The following is a 16700-nucleotide window of genomic DNA, read 5'->3' as shown; positions in this document are numbered from 1 at the left end:
TCAGAGCGACTTCATGAAGTGAGTTTCGACGGCTGCGTATCCGCGCCGTTCGTAGATCTTGGAGATGTCATTGCTGACAAGAGAGGCCATGCCGACCGAGACGCAGCCGGCAGCGCGCGCCCAGGCCTCGTAGGCATCAAGCATTTTCAAGGCGCAGCGCCCGCGAGATGACGGGGCGATATACCAAACGGTTTCCTTGGCGATGCGCCCAGCGCCGAAGGGGTGCTCAAACGCGACTGCCATCAGCACGCACATGGCCGGTTCGCCGGCCACAAGCACACAAGCCATAGGGGAATGAAAATGTTGCTGGAAAAGCTGGTCCGCGTAAGCCGCCTGAAATGGGAAGGTGAAGCCGGCCGCCTCATGACTTTCCCGAAGCAGGGCAACAACCCGATCACGGTCTGACGACGTCGCGTTCCGCACCTGCATCAGAATATCCCGAGGAACTTCTTGCGCTTCTTCTGGGTCTGGACCTTGCCCTTTTCGCTGCCCCAGAAGACCTCCCACTCCTGCACCGTCGCCGCGTCCTGGTAGAACGTGTCGTTCGGGTCGCGCAGGATCTGGGTTGCATGGCTGCGGGTCGAAGTATTGGCGCGCGTCATCTCCTGCGTATGGCTGGCGCAGGTCAGCGTGACCGATCCTTCCTCGTTCTCGCTCGGTGTCGTAATCTCAATCTGGTCGACAAAGCCGACAAACCGGCATTCCGCTGGCGCCACCATCTGGCGCGTGTCCGGATTGAACAGGCCGCGGTAGATCTCCACCCGAGCCTGCTTGCATTCATACTGCCGCACGAGGATCGCAACATGCTCGGAAACTTGAGACATGCGGATGGTGACGTTCTGCACGGACAGGTTCGATACGAGCGGGATATCATCGATCTGCACCAGTGTGCCCGAACCAAACCAGTCACGTGTGACCATTGCGCCTGTGTCAGGGTGGATGACGGACGCCGAGATGTTGCCGACGCCCGACCACATGCCATCAGTGACAGGTGCATTCGTCACCCGATCGCGCGCCACGATCCAGAGGAAGTCGCGCGCCACCAGTTGCCGCGCCTCGAGCGCAGCGAGGTTTTCTGCCGAGATGTTTCGCATTCTACCGCGCCTCCAACGCCTGGAAGCTGACGGAGCCGCGACCCGTCGCCAAGTCAGCCGTGGTAGAGACTGAGCCGGGAACAATCGACATGATGCACGATGGCTGCTTCACCAGAACCTGCACACCAGCCACAACGCCAGGCCATAGGTGCGGACGAACTTCAAACTGAGAGGTTGCGCCGCCGCCAGCCGCGGTTGCCGGCTCCATCACCTGGTGTAGATCCCGTGTTCCGATCTGCAGGAAATCGCCGACCGACGCCTTGTAGCCGGAGGGCAGACCTCCGACCGCGATAGCCTTGCGGTTCGCGTTCACCGTCGCAAGCTGCGCCGTGCCGGAGAAAGAGGCTCCCGTTGGCCAGCTTCCATTCGGATAAGCGATCGGGAAGCAGCGCGACTTAGGGAACGCGCGGAAGGTCTTCAACCCGTTCTCCAGGCTCGCGAGGCGCGCCCGCCAGTAATCGAGCTCGTTCGGCTTCATGACGCGGCTCTGCGCCGTCATCCTCCAGAGCGGGTCGCCGATATCCTTGACGATGGTCGCGCCGCCGGCCGTGCGGGATTGCTCCTGCCGCCAGAACAGTTCGAACTCTGTCGACCAACCGGGAAAGTCATCCCAGAACGATAGGGGCAGCGGATAGGTAATGGTCATCGGCTAGCCCAGCTTCACGTTGCGCTTTTGCGCCGACCGGACGGCTGCCTCGACCCGGCCCTGCAGCTCAGTCTGCTGCTTGGCGACGACCTGCTCCAGCCGGGCAACGGCCGCCGCGTCAGCACCGCGAGCGTCAATCTGTGGGGCGTAGGTGAACGCCATCCCTCCGCCCGAGGCAGCTTTTGCACCTCGGGGAATCACGACTTCGCCACGCTGCAGGATCGCGGGCACCTCGCCAGGCATAAGGCCCGCTACGCCACCCTTGTGATAACGCTTCGCGCCTGCAAACACCGAAGGCGACACAGCGCGACCATGACCATACCCGTCACTGCCGGCAACACCGCCGCTGTGAAGAATTCCGGGAATAATCTTGCCGCCAAACAAGCCGCCCTTGCCACCTGATGTACCGTCAAACAATCCGTCAAACGCGGAGCTGATGAGACGGTCGGCAAGGCGGTCGAGAGCATTGGAGAGGATGTCGGCGCCACTCTTGCCGTTGCGGAGATCCGAGACAATACCTTCGAACACGTCTCGGCTCACGTCGCGAAGCTCTTCCATCGCCTCCTTGTTGGCGCGGATCGCGTCACGCTCAGCATATGTTGCCTCTACAATGCTCTGGATCTGTGCTCGCTGTTCTGGCGTGGCAGCAGTGCCAGCGCGACGAAGGGCATTGGCAACAGCACGCTCTTCATTTGTCATGGAGAGAGCGGCCTGCTCGAACTGAAGCTGCTCGATCAGATCGGTAACAGCCTGCTTTTCACGCTCGGCTGCCTTCGCAGCCTTCTCCCGTTCGGACGCAGCGCGTGATGCAGACCTGCTCGCCCCCGGCAAACCTTCCAGTTCCACAAGCGGACGCCGATTGATCGTCGGTCCCTCGAACGGTAAGTCAGGGTCAGACGAGCCTTGAATAGCACCTTCCGGCTGGCCGATGAGTCCGCGACCGCGCCAGGTATTAGGGTCGTTCATCCGTGCCTGTGCCTGGGCAATGGCGGCATTGGTCTGGCGAACGGCATCCGATGCATTGAGGGCCGACCCGGTCAACTGGTCGAACATCGACTTGAATTCAGAAAGCGCAGGAATTCCGCTGCTGTTGATCGCAGCGGCAAGAGTGTCCTGTACCGCCTGAACATCCTCAAGCTTCAGAGACCCGTCCTCTGCGGCGCTGGAGAACTTGTTGAAAGCTTCCTGCAGGGCGACAATGGTTTCGGTTTCTTCCCCCGCGCTTTGAAGCTGCGAAACGAGGTCAGCTACAGCGACCGCGGCGTCTTCGATCTGTTTCCGAACGGGCGCTAGTTCACGCTCGTTCACGATGCCACCGGCCTCATTTAGTTGGGCCGCCCGGGCCGTCCTCTCCAATTCGTCGGCATATTCCCTAAGCGCCGGCACAGCATCGCCCCAGCGATCTGCAACCTGCTGGATCAGCTGAGCCTGCTGCTTAAGCATCTCCTCCGACTTGTCCCCCTCGGAGAGGAGCGAGGTGAAGTATTGGATGGCCTCGCCACCGAGCGCGATGATGGCGATTGTCGCAAGCGAGACAGGGTTGATCAACGATGTGAACGCGCCGGCAAGGGCGCCTACAGCCGCTCGCGCGCCGCCCTGTCCGAGAACCTGGTTGATCTGCGTGCCCTGTTGCAGGGCGATGAGGAACGGCGACTGCCCACCTGCAAGCTGTACGCCGATGTCGTTGAGCTGGGCCGCAAGATTAGCCGTCTGAAGCCGAGACGTATTCACCGCCCGCTCGAACTGCTTCGCTCCGTTTACCCCAGCACCGAAAGCGCGATTGCTGTTGGCAGCCACCCCGGCGAACGCACCAGAAGCAGCTTTGTCGATGCCTCCAAACGCAGCTTCGATTGCCTTCGTGTCGCGCTGCGTCTGCCCGACCAAGCCCTTTAGCTGCCGCTGAATTTGCCGCACGTCGGCGCTGATGCTAAGCACCAGTTGTTCATTGTCAGTGGCCAAGGGAGACTCCTATGGAGGGATGGCTGAAAACATTGATTGCAACAGCCTGCGCCGTCGTGATTGCCGGCGGCGGATATTACGCTTGGTCGGAATACAAAGCGGCTGATCGGCGTAAGCTGGTCGCGCAGAGACTTGCTTGCACCGATCGTCTTCGAGGCATGGAGAAGGGTGTCATCCCGTCTGACAACCAACAGTTCCTGACGAGGTGCATGTTCAACGGATTCATCAGCCAAGCGGACTTGGACAGAACCAGCAAGCGCATCTTAGGCAACTAAGCCTCCAGCATCTCCCAGAGCGCATCCTTCTCCGCTTCGCTGAGCCTCTTGTCGCTATCCGGATCGTTAGCTTCCATGAAGCCGTCCAGAGCGGCAAGGTATTCGAATGGGGAGCACGCTAGCGTTTCTGCCGGCGTCATGCCCATCGCTATTCCGTTCCCGATGATGGCGGCAAACCGGAGCTTCCCGTTCGGGAGCGGGACTTCCGCTTTCCTCGACTTGCCGCCTCGGATTTTTTTCCGACTTCTTCCTCCGGAGCGCCAACCACACCAGCACCCAAGACCGTTTGCGCGATGACGAGGTTTTCGAGCGGACGGCGCCCTTCAACTTCGGTCTCGACCAGCTTCAAGGCATCACCCTGCGGCATGCCGGCGCCGATGAGACCCCATTTGATGACTTCGGAAATGTCTTGGAGCCGCCAGCGTCCGGTAACCAGTCGGTCCAGTACCACATAAGGCCCAGCATCGCAGGCCTCCTGGATCTTCATCAGCTCGCGCCAGGCAAGCTTGAACTGTGTCCTTTGGCCGTTGAAGACGACCTCGCAGGAGCCGTCTCTGCTCATCAGCCACCAACCGGCGTGACAACGCGGGTCATCTTGCCATCGCTCTGGAGAGAGACGTTACCCGAAACGCGGCGGCCATCTTGAGCGCCAGCCTCGAAGCTCTCAACATGAGCCTTTCCGGTCCAGGTGATCGTCTTCGCCGGGAAATGCCATTCAACCTTGATCGGGATGGATTCGACATCTTCCACTGCGTCAAGCCATGTCTCCACGCTCTCTGCCGCGAGCAGGCCTTCGCCGCTGATCGACATGGACATGGAAGTCGCATCTCGACCGACCCAGTTCACCGCATCCGGGTTGTCGCAATCAGGGATGTTTACCTCTTCCAACCCCTTGTTGATCGTGACGCTGCGCTGATTGAAGCCGCACGGCGCGGTGTAGACGATCGGGGTTGCGGCGTTACCGAGGAGGACTTTGATATTCCCGCCGCGGATGGTTGTTGGGTCTGCCATAGGGGTGTCTCCTGTAGTGGCGGTTAAGGCTGCTCCGCGATGGCTTCGAAGGTCATCACGGCATGTGAGGTCAGGCCATCAGGGTCGCGGAGGAACCGCGTCTGCCGGTGGCGAAAACTAACAAGTGCGTTGGTCGGGATGGTGAGATCGGGCGTCTTGAGCGCCTTGCGGATCTCGTCACTGATCGCTTTTGCTTCAGGGAAGCCTGTAGCGCGCGACCAGACATCGATGTCGAGCGAGATCTCGAAGCCGTCGACGCAGTCCACGTCGTCGCTGGTTTCGTCACCTTCCCCTACGGTCACGTATGGGAAGACAGCGTTGTCGGGAACGGCGTCGTAAACCCGCCCCTTGTTCAGCGCCGTCAGCGCAGCAGAGGCCTTCAGGCGGGAGACAATCGCTCCCTGCAGTTCAAGGCTCGGTGATGCCATGTTACTTGCTCTTCGCCTTGTTCACGGCCTTGCGGACGGCCGCAGCCATCTTCGATCGGACCCTCTTCCGTTCCTGTCGCCATGTCGGGAAGATGTGCGGGCGCTTCGCCATCTTTACGGTGCCGAACTCCAGGAACCGCCAGATGTAATCAGCGAACACACCGGTCGCGTTGGGGTCTTTCGTGTTGCTGTTCGATGCCCCGCCGCCCAGAGCACGCTCTTTTGGCCGATCGGCAAGGCGGGCTGCTTGGATGCTGGCCTGGTAGGCGCCCGTTCGTGGCCCAGGAGCGCGAGGCTTGATCTTGTTCGCAACCTGCTGCGCGCCCTCCATTTGCGCCTTCGCCAGTTCCTTCTCCGCCTCAGGAACGATGCCGCTAAGCAGCCGCATCGCCTTCTCGCGACCGAGCATCTTCGCCTTGATTGCCATTACGAGGCCACTCCAGACTGGATCTCCAGATAAACCCAGCGCGGGTCAGTGAGGGCATCGACGATCTTCACTGCGTAGGTGGGGCCGGTCCATACCTGATCGTCGCCTTCGCCGGTCCATGCGCCGTTTCGCAAGTCTCTTACCTGCCAGTCGCTCTCGATTTGCCGCGTCTGTGAGGAAGAGCGAAGGTAGACGCCATACAGATTGCGGCCTTCCAGCCGCGCGGCCACCACAGCCTCGGAGCCGCCGCGGGAGCGGACAGCCGCCCACACCTCGAATTGCTCCTTGAACTTGCCCTCGGTGTTGCCGTATCCGTCGTCAAACTCCACTCGCTTGTCGAAGGCAAGCCGATGCTTCAGCTCTTGGGCGGTGGGCGTTTTACTTGGCGCCATCGGTTGTCTTACCGGATGGCTTGCCCTCGGACGGACGTCCGGCGTCAGGGATCTCCTCCGCCTTGCCGGCTGCGATCGCTTGCTCGGCGCATTCCTTCTTGACGGTCTCCTCCATGCCGGCCTTGTAGCCGATGGTGGTCTGCATAGTCGGTTTGTAGTCGAAGTCGGCGGTGAAGCGGACGCGGGTCATGGCTTTCTCCTAGATCGAGAGGGTGAGGTATCGGGATGTTAGGTCTTTCTCGACCCGATCGAGAACATCAGAGTTCGTCTGCGCGGCGGCATCGAAATGCTTCTGCACGCGCAGGATGATCGCCGTCTGGATATCGGCAGGCACCTCTCCGATAGGCCAGCCGGCGACGTATTCGATGGAAATCGGGGCGTCTTCGTAGAGATCAACGGGTGCAGTGAAGCCCCGATCGAAGCGAACATAAGCCTCGCCTCCGCCGGTATGCTTCAGCGCGTACTTGTCCGCGGCAACCGTGGCAATCTGGCCTTGGTCGTTGCGATACTTCACAGAGGCTATCGAGGTGACAGGGCCGACTTTGAGGCCCATCTTCTCCTCAAACCGCCCGTAGTCCTGCCGCCACGTCTGCTCGACGATGGCAATGCCAAGCACGCCGCTCCAGCCTTCATAGTGCTGGACGGCAGCCTTGATCAGCCGCTCGATCTCGCCGTCGGTATCGTCCCCGTCCACGCGCAGAGCGGTCTTCACGTCCTCAACGGAGATGGGAAGATCAAGGTCAGCCGAAGGCGTGACGCGGACGGGTCGGAACATTATTCATCAGCCTCTACAACAGCAGTCGGAGCGGACGTTGCCGACGTTGAAACGCCTTCATTCGTCGCCGTCACCGTGCAGCTCATGGCAGAGCCAACGTCAGCAGCGTCGAGCACGCGGGTGGATGCAGTAGCGCCCGCGATTGGAACGCCAGCCCTGAGCCACTGGTAGGCATAGGCGTCAGGCGTGTTGGTCCACGTGCCTGTCGAGCAGGTGAGCGTCTCGCCTTCCGTAGGCGTGCCCGTGATAGCCGGCAGAACGGTGTTCTTCGGCTTCTTGCCGGCGGCGTCGGCCGCGCGGCGGTATGCGGCCTTGCCGCGTGTTCTCTGGATCTGGCCAACCATCTTATTCGCCCTTTTTCTTTCGGGGGGCTGCGGCTTTGTTGGCCACGGCCGGCGCCATCTTGTTGTCCACCGCAGGCGCTGCCTTTTCCTTCACGATCTCAACAGCACCACGCGCCACAAGGCGCTTTGCGTCGAGGTCCGGGTATTCGACAACCGAGCCGGCGTCTTTGCCGTCCAGAGGGCGGATGAGTTTGACTTTGGTGGTCATGGTGGCCTCCTGTTACGAGAGGGAGGAGCGGGACATTGCTGCCCCGCCCTTCATTTCATCAGGCCACGCGGCCCAGATCGCCGTAAACGAGGGCGGCTTCGCGATAGATGGCCAGTGCCAGGCGCTCTTCAGCGCGGATGGTGACCTTGTTCTTCACGAAGTTGTCCTGGTCTTCGGTCGAGACTTCGACAGTCGCGTCCTGGCGGTCGAAGATCTGTGCAGCGAGGTTGAAGGCGCCAACGAGCGCCTTATCGACGCCGATCGCCTGCGTTTCGATGACCGGAAGCCCCCAGAGGCGCTTCTGGATCGTGCCCTGCGGGTCACCAATCAGGTAGCCGCCGGCCGTATCCTTGGCCATTTCGATCGCAGCCATGTCGATCGGGTTCATGACGATGCCGTTTGCCGGGTACTCAGCGAGAGCAACCTGCAGGATCATCAGGCGAACCACGTCAACCGGAGTTGCAGCCGTGAGGCTACCCGGCGCCGAATAGGCGGTGGCGGCGGTGATGAGGCCTTCGAGGTTCTGGCCAGAGCCGGAGCCGTTGAGAAGCTGCTGCTCTTCAGCATAGGCAAGGCCATAACGCAGGCGTTGGTCGATCATCGAGCGAAGACCCGGCGCATCGGCCAGGATCTGCACCGAGGCGCGCATCCAGTGAGCGATGGTGCGAACCGGAGCGGTTGCATCCTCGAACTGGAGCTCCGACTGGGGCTTGGTGGCACCTTCAGCGACCGGAGCCGCGTTGTTGGTGAACAACTTCTCCTTGTCGTACTCGATCGAGTTGGAGTTGGTGTTGCCCTGCGCCAGAAGCGCGCGGATCGTCATGCGGCGCTGCGGCAGTTCAGTGCCAGAAACGCGCTGAGGCTGGACCAGCGATCCAACAGAGCCGGCAGCGTCGGTCGTGAGAGACGTGATGTCCTTCACTTCCACGATGTGGCGGCCACGCGGGCGGGTCTGGCCGGCGAAGGACTTGAAGCCCTCGTCTTCCACGAAACGCTCGCCGGCAGTGCGGCCGTTGTCGCCCTGCTCGCGGTTGCGGGCCATCTTCTGCTCCATCTCATCGAGACGAGCCTTGGCTTCCGCCAGCGCGGTGATGGCCTGGTCGGCAAGCTCCTTGGCGCTCTGCGCCATCGGCGTGCCCTTCTCGGCTTCGGCAAGTGCCTTCTCGGCAATTTCCTTCACCTTGTCGTGCTTGGTGTCGAAGTCACGCTTGACCTCTGCGGCAAGCTCGGCCGCAGTTTTCTGTTCCGACATGGGAACCTCCTGTTTTGGGTTGATTTGGGCCCTCAGCCCATCAAGGCGCGCCAGAAGGCAACGCCGTCTTCAGCCGCATTGGCAGGTTCCCCCTGCCCTTTCAGGTGGAGACGCGCGGCGCGCTCCGCCTGCGAGTTGGAAAAGCCCAGCCCCTTGAGCCAGGTTTCGAACTCGCGCTCTGACAGCCGGTCCCCGGCCTTCAGTTTCTCGGTGAGGTCGTGGACGGCCTTCGCCGCCTTCACGCTTTGCACGACCGCATTCTCGTTGGCGCCGACAGACACGATGCTGACCTCAACCAGATCTAGCTTTTGGAGCGTCCAAACGCCTGTTTCCGTGTCGACGCTGTACTCCTTGATGCGATAGCCAATCGACAGACCGTCGATGTCGCCGGCCTTCAGGAAAGCGTAGGCTTCGCGGCCGCGCTGAACTTCCATGTTCAGCCGCCCCTTCATCAGCAGGCCATGATCGTCTTCCGACGCATCAAGCCATTTGCCGATCGGCTCGTCAGCGTTGTGCTGCCAGAACAGCTTGGGCATCGTGCCCTTTGCCTTGTGCTTCGCGAGGCTCTCCGTGTAGGCGCCAGGCGCGATTACGTCGCCGTAGGCGTCCGGCTCGCCGCCGAACGTGGAGCCGTAGCCCTCAAACTCGCCGCTATCCTTGAGAGACTTGATCTCAAGAACTGGCGCTGTCTTCTTGTCCATCTCGATCTCCGTTGATGGCGTTTGCGAGCGGGATGTCCTGCATCTGCACGGTGATTACGTCGCCGCCCTCGATCGGCGGGTCATTTTCAAGCGCTCGACACTCGTTGCGGGTCTTGATCCCCATGCGGATTGCCTTCTCGTAGGCGTCATAGCGGCTCGTCGTGTCGCCGCGGAGCAGGCCATCGAGGTTGAACTCGATCGTCAGCCCCTGCGCGCGGCGCTCGGAAAGAGGCACCAGCTGCTTTAGAACGGACTGCTCGATCCGTTTCAGGCGCTTGCGAAGGGCAAACTTCTGGAAGCCGAGGACATCCACCTCTTTGCCAGTGCCCCAGTTCGACGACTTGTCGCCAAACCCGACCATTGCCGGCGGCACACCGAAGATGCGGCAGATCTGCTCGCCACTGAACTTGCGGCTCTCGAGCATCTGCGCGTCTTGCGGGTTGATCGACAGCTGCGTCCACGTCAGACCGTTATCGAGAAGCATCGGCCGGCCCTGGCGGATCGACCCCATGTATTTCTTTTGGAGATGCTGTTCCAATTCGTGGCGCTGCTCGGGCGTTAGCTGGACCTCTGGCTTCGTGGACAGCACGCCGCTAGGGTTCACGCCATTCTGGAACATAGAGCCGGCGGCATTCTCAGCGGCCATCGCATCATCAAAGACATTCCGGCATGCAGACAGGGTAGAAGTCCCGCCGAGCGCGTCCCCAAATGAACCGCGGATATGCAGAACATCGGTGCCCGTCTTGACGACGCGCCGCCCGTTGTCCGTCCATTCATATTCAAGGTCGCCGTTGCTGAGGCGCCGCACCTTCACCAGATCCGGCCGGATCGGGTAGAGCGACGTGATCGCGCGATCTGACGCCCGCCGCTCCATCAGTGCGTAGGCGTTGCCGTGCAGCTCAATGCTGGCCGCCATGATCTCCCAGAAATCAACCGCCGTCTGGTCGAAGTTCGGGCTGTCATGGAGCACGAAATAGAGCGGGTGATCCTTCGCAACCCGCCGGATTCCGTCGTCGCCCGTGCGGTAGACCATGAGGGGCAAGGAGGCGATCGTACCGGCGATCAGCTGGACGCATGCCCATGTGGCCGAGAGGCCTACCGCAGCGCCTCCCTGGGCAGCGCGATAGTCACGATAATCTGCAACGGTTACCTGATTGGTGACAAAGTTGTCGCCGTGCTCCGTCGACACAGCCCCGCCACGCCAAGGCTCGATATCTTTCGCACCGTCGAGGCGCAGAAGTCGCGACAACCAGCTCATGCATAACTCGCAATCCAGGAATCGGCATCGAAAGCCGAGGGGGCCACCGGGTTCCTCATCATGACCGTGACGGCATCGAAAAGCGCCATCACCGGGTCAATCTTCGCGTCACCCGCGTTCTGTTTCGTCGCGCGGATAGCCGTCGCGGTCGGTTCAATCTTCAGGTTGCTGACGCACCAATCCATGAGGGCGGATGGCGCATGCCGGAGCGTGCCGTTCGCGAGCTTGCGTTCGGCGGTCTTGATCGCGTTCATCATGTGCCAGCCCTGCGGAGCACCGATGAGGTTGCCGGCTTCCTGCGTCACCTCGATCTCGGCCAGCGCTTCGATCATCTCACCAAGGCCGGCGGGATCCACAGCCACCGAGGCGAGCAAGCCGCGGTCCTTGATATCCTTGATAATCTCGATGATGCCGGAAATGTCGTCCAGCTCGTCGTCTACGATCGTCAGCAGCCCGTCGCTCTTGAAATCTTCCAGCTTCGAGGCGATCGACTTGCGCCGCTCCAGGACACCCTTGTGGCACCATGCGTGCGACCAGGAGAGCCAGTCTCGAGTGCCCTTCTCCCGGCCCACCACCGTAAAGCCGAACAAGTCATCAAGGCCGCCGCCGTCGATGCCGACCACCGCAACCTCAGACCGAGCCAGCAGGCTTTCGAGATCCAGACCGTGTTCCACTCGCACCGTCCAAAAGTCAGCACCAGGCCACCGGTTTGACCGGAGGTTCATGCCGATCTCGATGTTAAGGTGCTTGGCAAGGAAGGTGTTGCGGGTCTCGCTGTCCTTCTGAAGCTCCTTGACCAGCTCTTCCTCGATCCATTCGCGGCTGACCGAGCGGTCCAGGTTCGGGTTCGTCACGTAGAAGTTCGCCGGATCCAGATATGCCTCAGCGTCCAGCATGGCCTTGGGGAACTCGTAGATCACGCCGAGGCTCTTCCGGTCGGCAATCTTGCCGTCGCGGACCTCGCGGAAATAGTCGAGCTTGTCCTTGAACACCCCAGCCGGCGGTGCATCGCTCTGCGTCGACAGGTAGATGACGAACCCCTCCGGCCTAGACACCAGACCGCCGGTGGCTTCCCGAAGCATCGCGTCAGCGTTGTTGCGCTTGCCGAAGATCCAGAGCTCGTCCACGAGCACAAAAGCCGCTTTCTTGCCGCCTACCGTGTCCGTGTCAGCCGCGACCACCTTCAGCTTCGCGCCTGTTATCCGGTGCGTGATGGTGCGGAAGTTGTCTTGGATGTGCAGGAGGTCCGACAGATCAGGATCTGCGCGAACCATGTCGGCCGCTGGGCCGTAAGAATTGTTCGCGATCTCGATCGTTGGCGCCAGGATCAGCAGTTCCGCCGAATGCCGCCAATTGCGGATCAGCGCCGTGAGCATGATGCCGGCCGCAATGGTCGACTTCGAGTTCTTCTTCGAGATCAGCAGGAAGAACTCTCGGATATTCCGCTTTGCCGCCTCATGGTCATAGGCGCCGAAGATGGCCCTGACGAAATCAAAGACCCAATCCTCGCACGCCTCGCCAAAGGTCGGGCTGCCTGGCGCGTCCACGATCTTCAGCGACTGGAAGACCTCCAGCGCAGCCTCCGCCTCATCCGGGAAAAGCGGCGCGAACGGGATCAGGCTTTCGCCTTCAATGATCCGGCGCTCCCAATCCGGGCAGCTTGTGTCCCAGGTCACTTGTCGTTGCTCACAACCAGCTTAGGAGCCGCAGGAGGGGCGAACCGGCCCCCCACGTTCTGGGCCGCGATCTTCTGCTCCTGCTTTTTGCCAAGCTTCTCTGCCTTCGGCTTGGGCATCTTCCTGTCCTGTGCCTGAGAGGCTGCAACCTGCTCGATCATCTTGTTCTGCGCAGCCACGTTGCCGCCCATTGCCGAGCGATACCGAGCCATCAGCAGATCAGCACGCACCTTCGCAGTGCCCCGATCTAGCTCAGAAGAAAAATGCTTGCGAAGCGTTGGCTCCGAAATGCCCACAGCCTCAGCGATTGCCTCGTTCGACATGCCGCCGGCCTTGAGAACTCGCACCTTCTCGCGCTCGTCATCCGTAGGCGCGTACTCTGGACGACCGCTGTTTTTGTTTCCGGCCATGGCTGAAATTCACGGTGCTCCAAAAAAAATTGTGTACGTGCGTGGGGCGCGGGTCCGGGGCGATGGAGTGCTAGACGCTTTCAACGCCCCCCCTACACAAAGGATTCATTAGCGGCCTCTAGGTTGCCGCCGCACAAATAGGAGCGACCCAAAGTGACTAGAAACCAATACACCGCCACCTTCCTCGTTAGTCTGTCTTCATCGGTCTTCGCCTCAGTAAGCAGCAACCTCATGGTTGAAGGAATTAAGGGCCCTATTAACGACATGGTCGGGGCCTCGCTTCTCGTCCTAGCAGTAGCCGCAGTTTCCGTGGGTTTGGTCGCCGTTGGGCTATTCCTCTTCACGAAGGAAGACAAACAACCGGCGATAGCTATCCCTTCGAACGCCCCGCGACCGAGTCGTTATGCCGGTAGCCACGACATCCTGCTCTACGAAGACGCCATGCGGGCGGAGGAGCTAAGCTTTGTGCACCCACATAGGGAATCCAGTGAGTTCAGGGGGCTTGCCCATAATGGTTCATCCTTACATATAGAAGTCAGCGTGAAGCGGCTTTGAACAGAGCCCGCTTCTGCTTCGGGGCGTCGTGATGGGCTTGCTGTGGACGCACTGGGGTACAGCCCAAGTGCCTTCCGTCTCTGCGGTTTTCCCCTCAAGTCAGCCTCTCAGCTGATATAGCGGTTCACAGGTACTCAGTCCCGTAGTTCTGACCTGCGCTCTTCGGACTGGATGAGGCTATCATGGACAGCCTTGCTCACGGTCTCGATGTTGTCGATGTCCCAGAAGAGAACCGGGTCGCCCTTGTGCCTTACCTTGTGGTTGGCAACAGGACTGTTGGGTGCGGGGTGCTTACCTACGCACAGTTCACCAGTGCGCTGGCAGCGGTAGTGGTCACGGAGGAAGACCGCGTGCCGAAGCCGTGCCCATCTCTCCGTCTTGTACCAGTTGCGCCATGGGGCTGTGTCCCGTCGCTGTTGGTCTCTCGCCTTCTCGTCTCCTGGCATCCTGCCCACTAGAGGCTTGATGGTAGAGACCATGGGCTTGAGGGTCTTGAGCTTAGGCACTCGAGGTGATCTCTTGCTGGAGGAATCAGGAGGACCCGGTTTGCGCAAACTTATTCTAGCTTACGTTCTCGCGGCGTGGGCCGTACCAGCTACGGCATACGCTTATTGCAGCGAACCTAGTGCCCCCTCGTGCGCATCACAGTATGGCGCCTTTGACGACGAGTGGGAGTTCGACCGCTGTAAACGCGAGATGGAGACCTACAGGGATGAGGTAGAGTCCTTCATGACGTGCAATAAGCGAGAGGCGCAAGAGGCCATCGATAAGGCAAATCGCGAAAACGAGTCTGCATCGTCCGACTACAGCAACGCTGTCGATTCGTTCAACCGCCGGGCCCGCTCAAACTAGATCCGATCTCTAGCCGTGTTTTCACGACCGGCATGGGTTGTCTTAAGAGGGTGTGAGCGGAAGCGCGAGCTATTGGCAGCCACGGCTACCTCTATTGGTGGATTGACGCCGGACGAATCTCCGTCTGTCATCGCTAGGCTTGACTAAGCTTGGGAGAATGCAAATGGCTTCACCGGTACTGACAGAGGAACAGATAGCAGATCTCAACGCATTGAGCAGAGAGCATCAGGCTCTCGAAAAGCAAATCCTCGCGATAATGAACCGGCCCGACAGCTCCCCTAGTGACGGAGACATAGAGGGCATCATGATTCTCGCCCAAGACCAGGTTGAGCTTCCCCGGCGAATGCTGGAAGTGTTCAACTCATGCTTCGAAGGTTCTGCCTCTGGCTAGGCGGCGGCGGTCAGGCGGATGGCGGACGGATCGAGCGGAGCGAGGACCCACGTCCGCTTAACCTCAAGAATGCCAGCTCGCGACGGATGGGGGTCATGAGCAAGTGAGCCGTCATGGTAGACGACCATATGGCTGACTCCACGTGGTGACGGGCCAGATGCGAGATAGTAGCCATCGAAGATCCATTCGCCTTCACGGCGGATGTAGCTGATGCCTCGCTCCTCCAGCCAGTCCATCATGGATAGCTCCCATTCCTCCGGTCGCTCACCGACCTCAAGGAAATGCGGAACGTCCGCAAGCGACAGGTTGAGGATGGAAGCAACCGAAGCCTGAACACAATTGCCGCCGACGCCATCGCCAACGAACTGCGTCTGATCGACTGGAAGCATCAATATCCTCTGGCCGGGTTATCGCAGTAGCCGTCGCGATCGTAGTGCTTAGAGCGCTCGACCGGCTTGGTGGCCTCCTGCATGTAGCGGAAGGTCATAGCGTAGCGTGGGTCTGCCCTCATGCGCTCATCGTGGCGAGCGACAATGTCTTCGATGATTTCGCGGGTTGTGGCCATCGCTAATGCCTGGAGCGGATGGTTATGCCGTTCGCGATGGCGTAGTTGATGAGGTCGTATTGGCCATGCCTCGATGCGATCAGGCAGTAACCCTTCGCGTCATAGAGAAAGCAAACCCGCTCGCCGTCGACATCCTCGACAGTGAGGTAGCCTATGCCGTTCATGTCGCAATGCTGATCGAAGACAGCCCTCGCTTCGGCTCTGGTCGCCGCAGTCATAGGGTATGAACTCGGCGTCATGTCTCTCTCCTGGTCATGCGGTTTAACTCAGCCGCTAAACCCTTTATCTCATTGACAACCAACGGTTTTCTTGTTTGACGCACGCTTGAATCAGCGGCATCTTGGTGTCTGCGCACTGAGCGCTACCCCAACAGAAAAGGAATTGCCGAAATGAAAACAGAAGACGCTATAGACGCCTACACAAAGGCCTTCGTTAATCTTCACCTGGCCGAGAAGCGAATGATCCAGCTCCACCTTCGGCCAAGTGAGCGCGCGGAAAGGCGCAACCAACTCGACGCAGCCCTCACCGAATTCGCCAAACTCGATGACCTGCTGTTTTCCTGAAACGACAAACCCCGCTCCAGATCACTCCGGGGCGGGGCTAATGAACCGTAATGAGCGGTAATGGACGCCGGGGAGGCCGAAGCCTCACACACTTACGTGCTCCCGAGCGATGAGGTCCTGCATGCGCCCTATCCGAGCCGTGGCCCGGCTACTGGTAGAACCCAGGGCTTCGAAGCGCATGCAGTGTTAGGGCGGGAAGCGTAACCGGAGGCCTCTACTTGGCCGAACCTCAGCGGCACGTTTCGCTCTTCACAGCGGCCGCTTCCCGATTCTGTCTGCTGGTGCGCGACGGTTCCAAAGCCTTGCGGCTTCGTCAGCATCCTTGCCATGAGGCCCGGAGGCTTCACAGCCGGGAGTGTCGCACTCCACCTGCACCGTTGACGTTGGCTCGCTGTCCGTCTCGATATGCAACTCGAAGCCGCCGCAGAACGGGCAAGGCTTCAACCCGATATCGCTTTCCAGAACCTTGGCTACCATCTACGCCGCCTTCCGCTTCTCGCGCTGCCTGCGGCGTTCGGCTTAGCTCGCCGGATGTAGCTGTCTACCTCCAATTAGCTAGGTCAGATGGACTCGCTCTGATTGTAGAAATGCGGAATATTTCGCCTTGGCTCACGCAGATGAGCTAGAGGGAGAAAGCTATGTCGCATATTGTTCCGGTGCTGTTCAGTGCCCGGTGGTATCCGCCCGTAAACATCGTCGAGAAGACGCGCGTTCGCCAGATCCGCGGCCCCGCAGAAGCGGTTCGCTACATGCGAGACAACTTCACGGTCGCCCGCCCTGCTTGCTCAAGAGCGATCAGCGTCTGCTACGCTGCACTCCGGCTTGAGACGGATCATGACACCGCGAAAATGTTTTTTCTCGCCGCGTATGAAAACGAGATCCACGTGAGCAAGTGCCATTAGAGCATCAGGTGCCCTA

At 60.3% G+C, this 16700-nt stretch carries 27 protein-coding genes; 4 read left to right on the top strand and 23 right to left on the bottom strand.

Annotation, left to right across the window (positions count from 1 at the left end):
* The 4 genes from M0654_RS03750 to M0654_RS03735 all read right to left on the bottom strand — a co-directional run bounded on the left by M0654_RS03750 (position 1) and on the right by M0654_RS03735 (position 3699).
* Positions 1-243 carry a hypothetical protein gene (locus tag M0654_RS03750; RefSeq protein WP_248681904.1) on the bottom strand — a complete coding sequence of 81 codons (243 nt, stop codon included), beginning with the start codon at positions 241-243 and terminating at the stop codon, positions 1-3.
* A 185-nt stretch (positions 244-428) separates the two neighbouring features.
* Positions 429-1094 carry a hypothetical protein gene (locus M0654_RS03745; RefSeq protein WP_248681903.1) on the bottom strand — a complete coding sequence of 222 codons (666 nt, stop codon included), beginning with the start codon at positions 1092-1094 and terminating at the stop codon, positions 429-431.
* Position 1095: 1 nt separating this feature from the next.
* Positions 1096-1740: a hypothetical protein gene (locus M0654_RS03740; RefSeq protein ID WP_248681902.1), complete on the bottom strand. Its 645-nt coding sequence runs from the start codon at positions 1738-1740 to the stop codon at positions 1096-1098.
* Positions 1741-1743: 3 nt separating this feature from the next.
* Complete coding sequence (locus tag M0654_RS03735) at positions 1744-3699, bottom strand: phage tail length tape measure family protein (RefSeq protein ID WP_248681901.1); 1956 nt, start codon at positions 3697-3699, stop codon at positions 1744-1746.
* An 11-nt stretch (positions 3700-3710) separates the two neighbouring features.
* Here M0654_RS03735 and M0654_RS03730 point away from each other — a divergent pair, with 11 nt between their 5' ends.
* Positions 3711-3974, top strand: a complete 264-nt coding sequence (locus M0654_RS03730; RefSeq protein ID WP_248681900.1) for a hypothetical protein — start codon at positions 3711-3713, stop codon at positions 3972-3974.
* Here the strand turns inward: M0654_RS03730 and M0654_RS03725 are convergent.
* From M0654_RS03725 to M0654_RS03655, 15 genes are read right to left on the bottom strand one after another with little or no spacing between them, the layout of a single operon-like run.
* A complete protein-coding gene (locus M0654_RS03725; protein ID WP_248681899.1) occupies positions 3971-4120 on the bottom strand; it encodes a hypothetical protein in 150 nt (49 codons plus the stop codon). The two genes, M0654_RS03730 and M0654_RS03725, sit on opposite strands and share 4 nt — an antisense overlap.
* 2 nt (positions 4121-4122) lie before the next feature.
* On the bottom strand, positions 4123-4536 hold the full coding sequence (locus tag M0654_RS03720; RefSeq protein WP_248681898.1) for a gene transfer agent family protein: 414 nt from the start codon (positions 4534-4536) through the stop codon (positions 4123-4125).
* Entirely contained in the window at positions 4536-4985 is a 450-nt protein-coding gene (locus tag M0654_RS03715) for a phage tail tube protein (protein ID WP_248681897.1), read from the bottom strand. The genes M0654_RS03720 and M0654_RS03715 overlap by 1 nt, the downstream gene beginning before the upstream one ends.
* Before the next feature lie 23 nt (positions 4986-5008).
* Positions 5009-5413, bottom strand: a complete 405-nt coding sequence (locus M0654_RS03710; protein ID WP_248681896.1) for a DUF3168 domain-containing protein — start codon at positions 5411-5413, stop codon at positions 5009-5011.
* A gap of 1 nt (position 5414) precedes the next feature.
* Positions 5415-5840: an HK97-gp10 family putative phage morphogenesis protein gene (locus tag M0654_RS03705; RefSeq protein ID WP_248681895.1), complete on the bottom strand. Its 426-nt coding sequence runs from the start codon at positions 5838-5840 to the stop codon at positions 5415-5417.
* A complete protein-coding gene (locus tag M0654_RS03700) occupies positions 5840-6232 on the bottom strand; it encodes a head-tail adaptor protein (protein WP_248681894.1) in 393 nt (130 codons plus the stop codon). The genes M0654_RS03705 and M0654_RS03700 overlap by 1 nt, the downstream gene beginning before the upstream one ends.
* Positions 6219-6422: a hypothetical protein gene (locus tag M0654_RS03695; RefSeq protein WP_248681893.1), complete on the bottom strand. Its 204-nt coding sequence runs from the start codon at positions 6420-6422 to the stop codon at positions 6219-6221. Before M0654_RS03695 ends, M0654_RS03700 begins: the two co-directional genes overlap by 14 nt.
* Before the next feature lie 9 nt (positions 6423-6431).
* Positions 6432-7007: a head-tail connector protein gene (locus M0654_RS03690; RefSeq protein ID WP_248681892.1), complete on the bottom strand. Its 576-nt coding sequence runs from the start codon at positions 7005-7007 to the stop codon at positions 6432-6434.
* Entirely contained in the window at positions 7007-7351 is a 345-nt protein-coding gene (locus tag M0654_RS03685) for a hypothetical protein (protein ID WP_248681891.1), read from the bottom strand. Before M0654_RS03685 ends, M0654_RS03690 begins: the two co-directional genes overlap by 1 nt.
* Position 7352: 1 nt before the next feature.
* Positions 7353-7559 carry a hypothetical protein gene (locus M0654_RS03680; RefSeq protein ID WP_248681890.1) on the bottom strand — a complete coding sequence of 69 codons (207 nt, stop codon included), beginning with the start codon at positions 7557-7559 and terminating at the stop codon, positions 7353-7355.
* A 58-nt stretch (positions 7560-7617) separates the two neighbouring features.
* A complete protein-coding gene (locus M0654_RS03675; protein ID WP_248681889.1) occupies positions 7618-8811 on the bottom strand; it encodes a phage major capsid protein in 1194 nt (397 codons plus the stop codon).
* 32 nt (positions 8812-8843) lie between these two features.
* Positions 8844-9512, bottom strand: coding sequence for an HK97 family phage prohead protease (locus tag M0654_RS03670; RefSeq protein WP_248681888.1), 669 nt, complete (start codon positions 9510-9512; stop codon positions 8844-8846).
* The gene (locus tag M0654_RS03665; RefSeq protein WP_248681887.1) at positions 9484-10770 is read right to left on the bottom strand and encodes a phage portal protein; all 1287 of its coding nucleotides are present in this window, start codon (positions 10768-10770) and stop codon (positions 9484-9486) included. Before M0654_RS03665 ends, M0654_RS03670 begins: the two co-directional genes overlap by 29 nt.
* Positions 10767-12446 (bottom strand): terminase large subunit, encoded by a 1680-nt coding sequence (locus M0654_RS03660; protein ID WP_248681886.1) that lies wholly within the window; start codon positions 12444-12446, stop codon positions 10767-10769. Before M0654_RS03660 ends, M0654_RS03665 begins: the two co-directional genes overlap by 4 nt.
* Positions 12443-12856, bottom strand: coding sequence for a hypothetical protein (locus M0654_RS03655; RefSeq protein WP_248681885.1), 414 nt, complete (start codon positions 12854-12856; stop codon positions 12443-12445). The genes M0654_RS03660 and M0654_RS03655 overlap by 4 nt, the downstream gene beginning before the upstream one ends.
* 153 nt (positions 12857-13009) lie before the next feature.
* On the opposite strand from M0654_RS03655, the gene M0654_RS03650 reads away from it, so the two are divergent.
* The gene (locus M0654_RS03650; protein WP_248681884.1) at positions 13010-13411 is read left to right on the top strand and encodes a hypothetical protein; all 402 of its coding nucleotides are present in this window, start codon (positions 13010-13012) and stop codon (positions 13409-13411) included.
* Between the two features lie 1239 nt (positions 13412-14650).
* On the opposite strand, the gene M0654_RS03645 is transcribed toward M0654_RS03650, so the two are convergent.
* Genes M0654_RS03645 through M0654_RS03635 form a run of 3 tightly spaced genes read right to left on the bottom strand, consistent with a single transcriptional unit; the run spans position 14651 to position 15458 of the window.
* Positions 14651-15043, bottom strand: coding sequence for a hypothetical protein (locus tag M0654_RS03645; protein ID WP_248681883.1), 393 nt, complete (start codon positions 15041-15043; stop codon positions 14651-14653).
* The gene (locus M0654_RS03640; protein ID WP_248681882.1) at positions 15043-15219 is read right to left on the bottom strand and encodes a hypothetical protein; all 177 of its coding nucleotides are present in this window, start codon (positions 15217-15219) and stop codon (positions 15043-15045) included. Before M0654_RS03640 ends, M0654_RS03645 begins: the two co-directional genes overlap by 1 nt.
* A 2-nt stretch (positions 15220-15221) precedes the next feature.
* A complete protein-coding gene (locus tag M0654_RS03635; RefSeq protein ID WP_248681881.1) occupies positions 15222-15458 on the bottom strand; it encodes a hypothetical protein in 237 nt (78 codons plus the stop codon).
* 150 nt (positions 15459-15608) lie between these two features.
* Between M0654_RS03635 and M0654_RS03630 the strand changes: the two genes are divergently transcribed.
* On the top strand, positions 15609-15782 hold the full coding sequence (locus M0654_RS03630) for a hypothetical protein (protein WP_248681880.1): 174 nt from the start codon (positions 15609-15611) through the stop codon (positions 15780-15782).
* Between the two features lie 249 nt (positions 15783-16031).
* Here the strand turns inward: M0654_RS03630 and M0654_RS03625 are convergent, their stop codons facing one another.
* Positions 16032-16259 carry a Lar family restriction alleviation protein gene (locus M0654_RS03625; protein WP_248681879.1) on the bottom strand — a complete coding sequence of 76 codons (228 nt, stop codon included), beginning with the start codon at positions 16257-16259 and terminating at the stop codon, positions 16032-16034.
* Between the two features lie 161 nt (positions 16260-16420).
* On the opposite strand from M0654_RS03625, the gene M0654_RS03620 reads away from it, so the two are divergent.
* The gene (locus tag M0654_RS03620) at positions 16421-16684 is read left to right on the top strand and encodes a DUF982 domain-containing protein (protein ID WP_248681878.1); all 264 of its coding nucleotides are present in this window, start codon (positions 16421-16423) and stop codon (positions 16682-16684) included.
* The last annotated feature ends 16 nt before the right edge of the window (positions 16685-16700 follow it).

The sequence above is a fragment of the Neorhizobium turbinariae genome, from assembly GCF_023223505.1.
GTDB classification, from domain to species: domain Bacteria; phylum Pseudomonadota; class Alphaproteobacteria; order Rhizobiales; family Rhizobiaceae; genus Neorhizobium; species Neorhizobium turbinariae.
Note: the sequence above shows the minus strand (reverse complement) of the source record. Positions and strands in the feature narration are given on the sequence as shown.

Bases quoted from the DNA above. Each gene is read 5' to 3' on its own strand.
- M0654_RS03750 (WP_248681904.1), bottom strand. From the start codon at position 243: ATGGCAGTCGCGTTTGAGCACCCCTTCGGCGCTGGGCGCATCGCCAAG.
- M0654_RS03745 (WP_248681903.1), bottom strand. From the start codon at position 1,094: ATGCGAAACATCTCGGCAGAAAACCTCGCTGCGCTCGAGGCGCGGCAA.
- M0654_RS03740 (WP_248681902.1), bottom strand. From the start codon at position 1,740: ATGACCATTACCTATCCGCTGCCCCTATCGTTCTGGGATGACTTTCCC.
- M0654_RS03730 (WP_248681900.1), top strand. From the start codon at position 3,711: ATGGAGGGATGGCTGAAAACATTGATTGCAACAGCCTGCGCCGTCGTG.
- M0654_RS03725 (WP_248681899.1), bottom strand. From the start codon at position 4,120: ATGGGCATGACGCCGGCAGAAACGCTAGCGTGCTCCCCATTCGAATAC.
- M0654_RS03720 (WP_248681898.1), bottom strand. From the start codon at position 4,536: ATGAGCAGAGACGGCTCCTGCGAGGTCGTCTTCAACGGCCAAAGGACA.
- M0654_RS03715 (WP_248681897.1), bottom strand. From the start codon at position 4,985: ATGGCAGACCCAACAACCATCCGCGGCGGGAATATCAAAGTCCTCCTC.
- M0654_RS03710 (WP_248681896.1), bottom strand. From the start codon at position 5,413: ATGGCATCACCGAGCCTTGAACTGCAGGGAGCGATTGTCTCCCGCCTG.
- M0654_RS03705 (WP_248681895.1), bottom strand. From the start codon at position 5,840: ATGGCAATCAAGGCGAAGATGCTCGGTCGCGAGAAGGCGATGCGGCTG.
- M0654_RS03700 (WP_248681894.1), bottom strand. From the start codon at position 6,232: ATGGCGCCAAGTAAAACGCCCACCGCCCAAGAGCTGAAGCATCGGCTT.
- M0654_RS03695 (WP_248681893.1), bottom strand. From the start codon at position 6,422: ATGACCCGCGTCCGCTTCACCGCCGACTTCGACTACAAACCGACTATG.
- M0654_RS03690 (WP_248681892.1), bottom strand. From the start codon at position 7,007: ATGTTCCGACCCGTCCGCGTCACGCCTTCGGCTGACCTTGATCTTCCC.
- M0654_RS03685 (WP_248681891.1), bottom strand. From the start codon at position 7,351: ATGGTTGGCCAGATCCAGAGAACACGCGGCAAGGCCGCATACCGCCGC.
- M0654_RS03680 (WP_248681890.1), bottom strand. From the start codon at position 7,559: ATGACCACCAAAGTCAAACTCATCCGCCCTCTGGACGGCAAAGACGCC.
- M0654_RS03675 (WP_248681889.1), bottom strand. From the start codon at position 8,811: ATGTCGGAACAGAAAACTGCGGCCGAGCTTGCCGCAGAGGTCAAGCGT.
- M0654_RS03670 (WP_248681888.1), bottom strand. From the start codon at position 9,512: ATGGACAAGAAGACAGCGCCAGTTCTTGAGATCAAGTCTCTCAAGGAT.
- M0654_RS03665 (WP_248681887.1), bottom strand. From the start codon at position 10,770: ATGAGCTGGTTGTCGCGACTTCTGCGCCTCGACGGTGCGAAAGATATC.
- M0654_RS03655 (WP_248681885.1), bottom strand. From the start codon at position 12,856: ATGGCCGGAAACAAAAACAGCGGTCGTCCAGAGTACGCGCCTACGGAT.
- M0654_RS03645 (WP_248681883.1), bottom strand. From the start codon at position 15,043: ATGCTTCCAGTCGATCAGACGCAGTTCGTTGGCGATGGCGTCGGCGGC.
- M0654_RS03640 (WP_248681882.1), bottom strand. From the start codon at position 15,219: ATGGCCACAACCCGCGAAATCATCGAAGACATTGTCGCTCGCCACGAT.
- M0654_RS03635 (WP_248681881.1), bottom strand. From the start codon at position 15,458: ATGACGCCGAGTTCATACCCTATGACTGCGGCGACCAGAGCCGAAGCG.
- M0654_RS03630 (WP_248681880.1), top strand. From the start codon at position 15,609: ATGAAAACAGAAGACGCTATAGACGCCTACACAAAGGCCTTCGTTAAT.
- M0654_RS03625 (WP_248681879.1), bottom strand. From the start codon at position 16,259: ATGGTAGCCAAGGTTCTGGAAAGCGATATCGGGTTGAAGCCTTGCCCG.
- M0654_RS03620 (WP_248681878.1), top strand. From the start codon at position 16,421: ATGTCGCATATTGTTCCGGTGCTGTTCAGTGCCCGGTGGTATCCGCCC.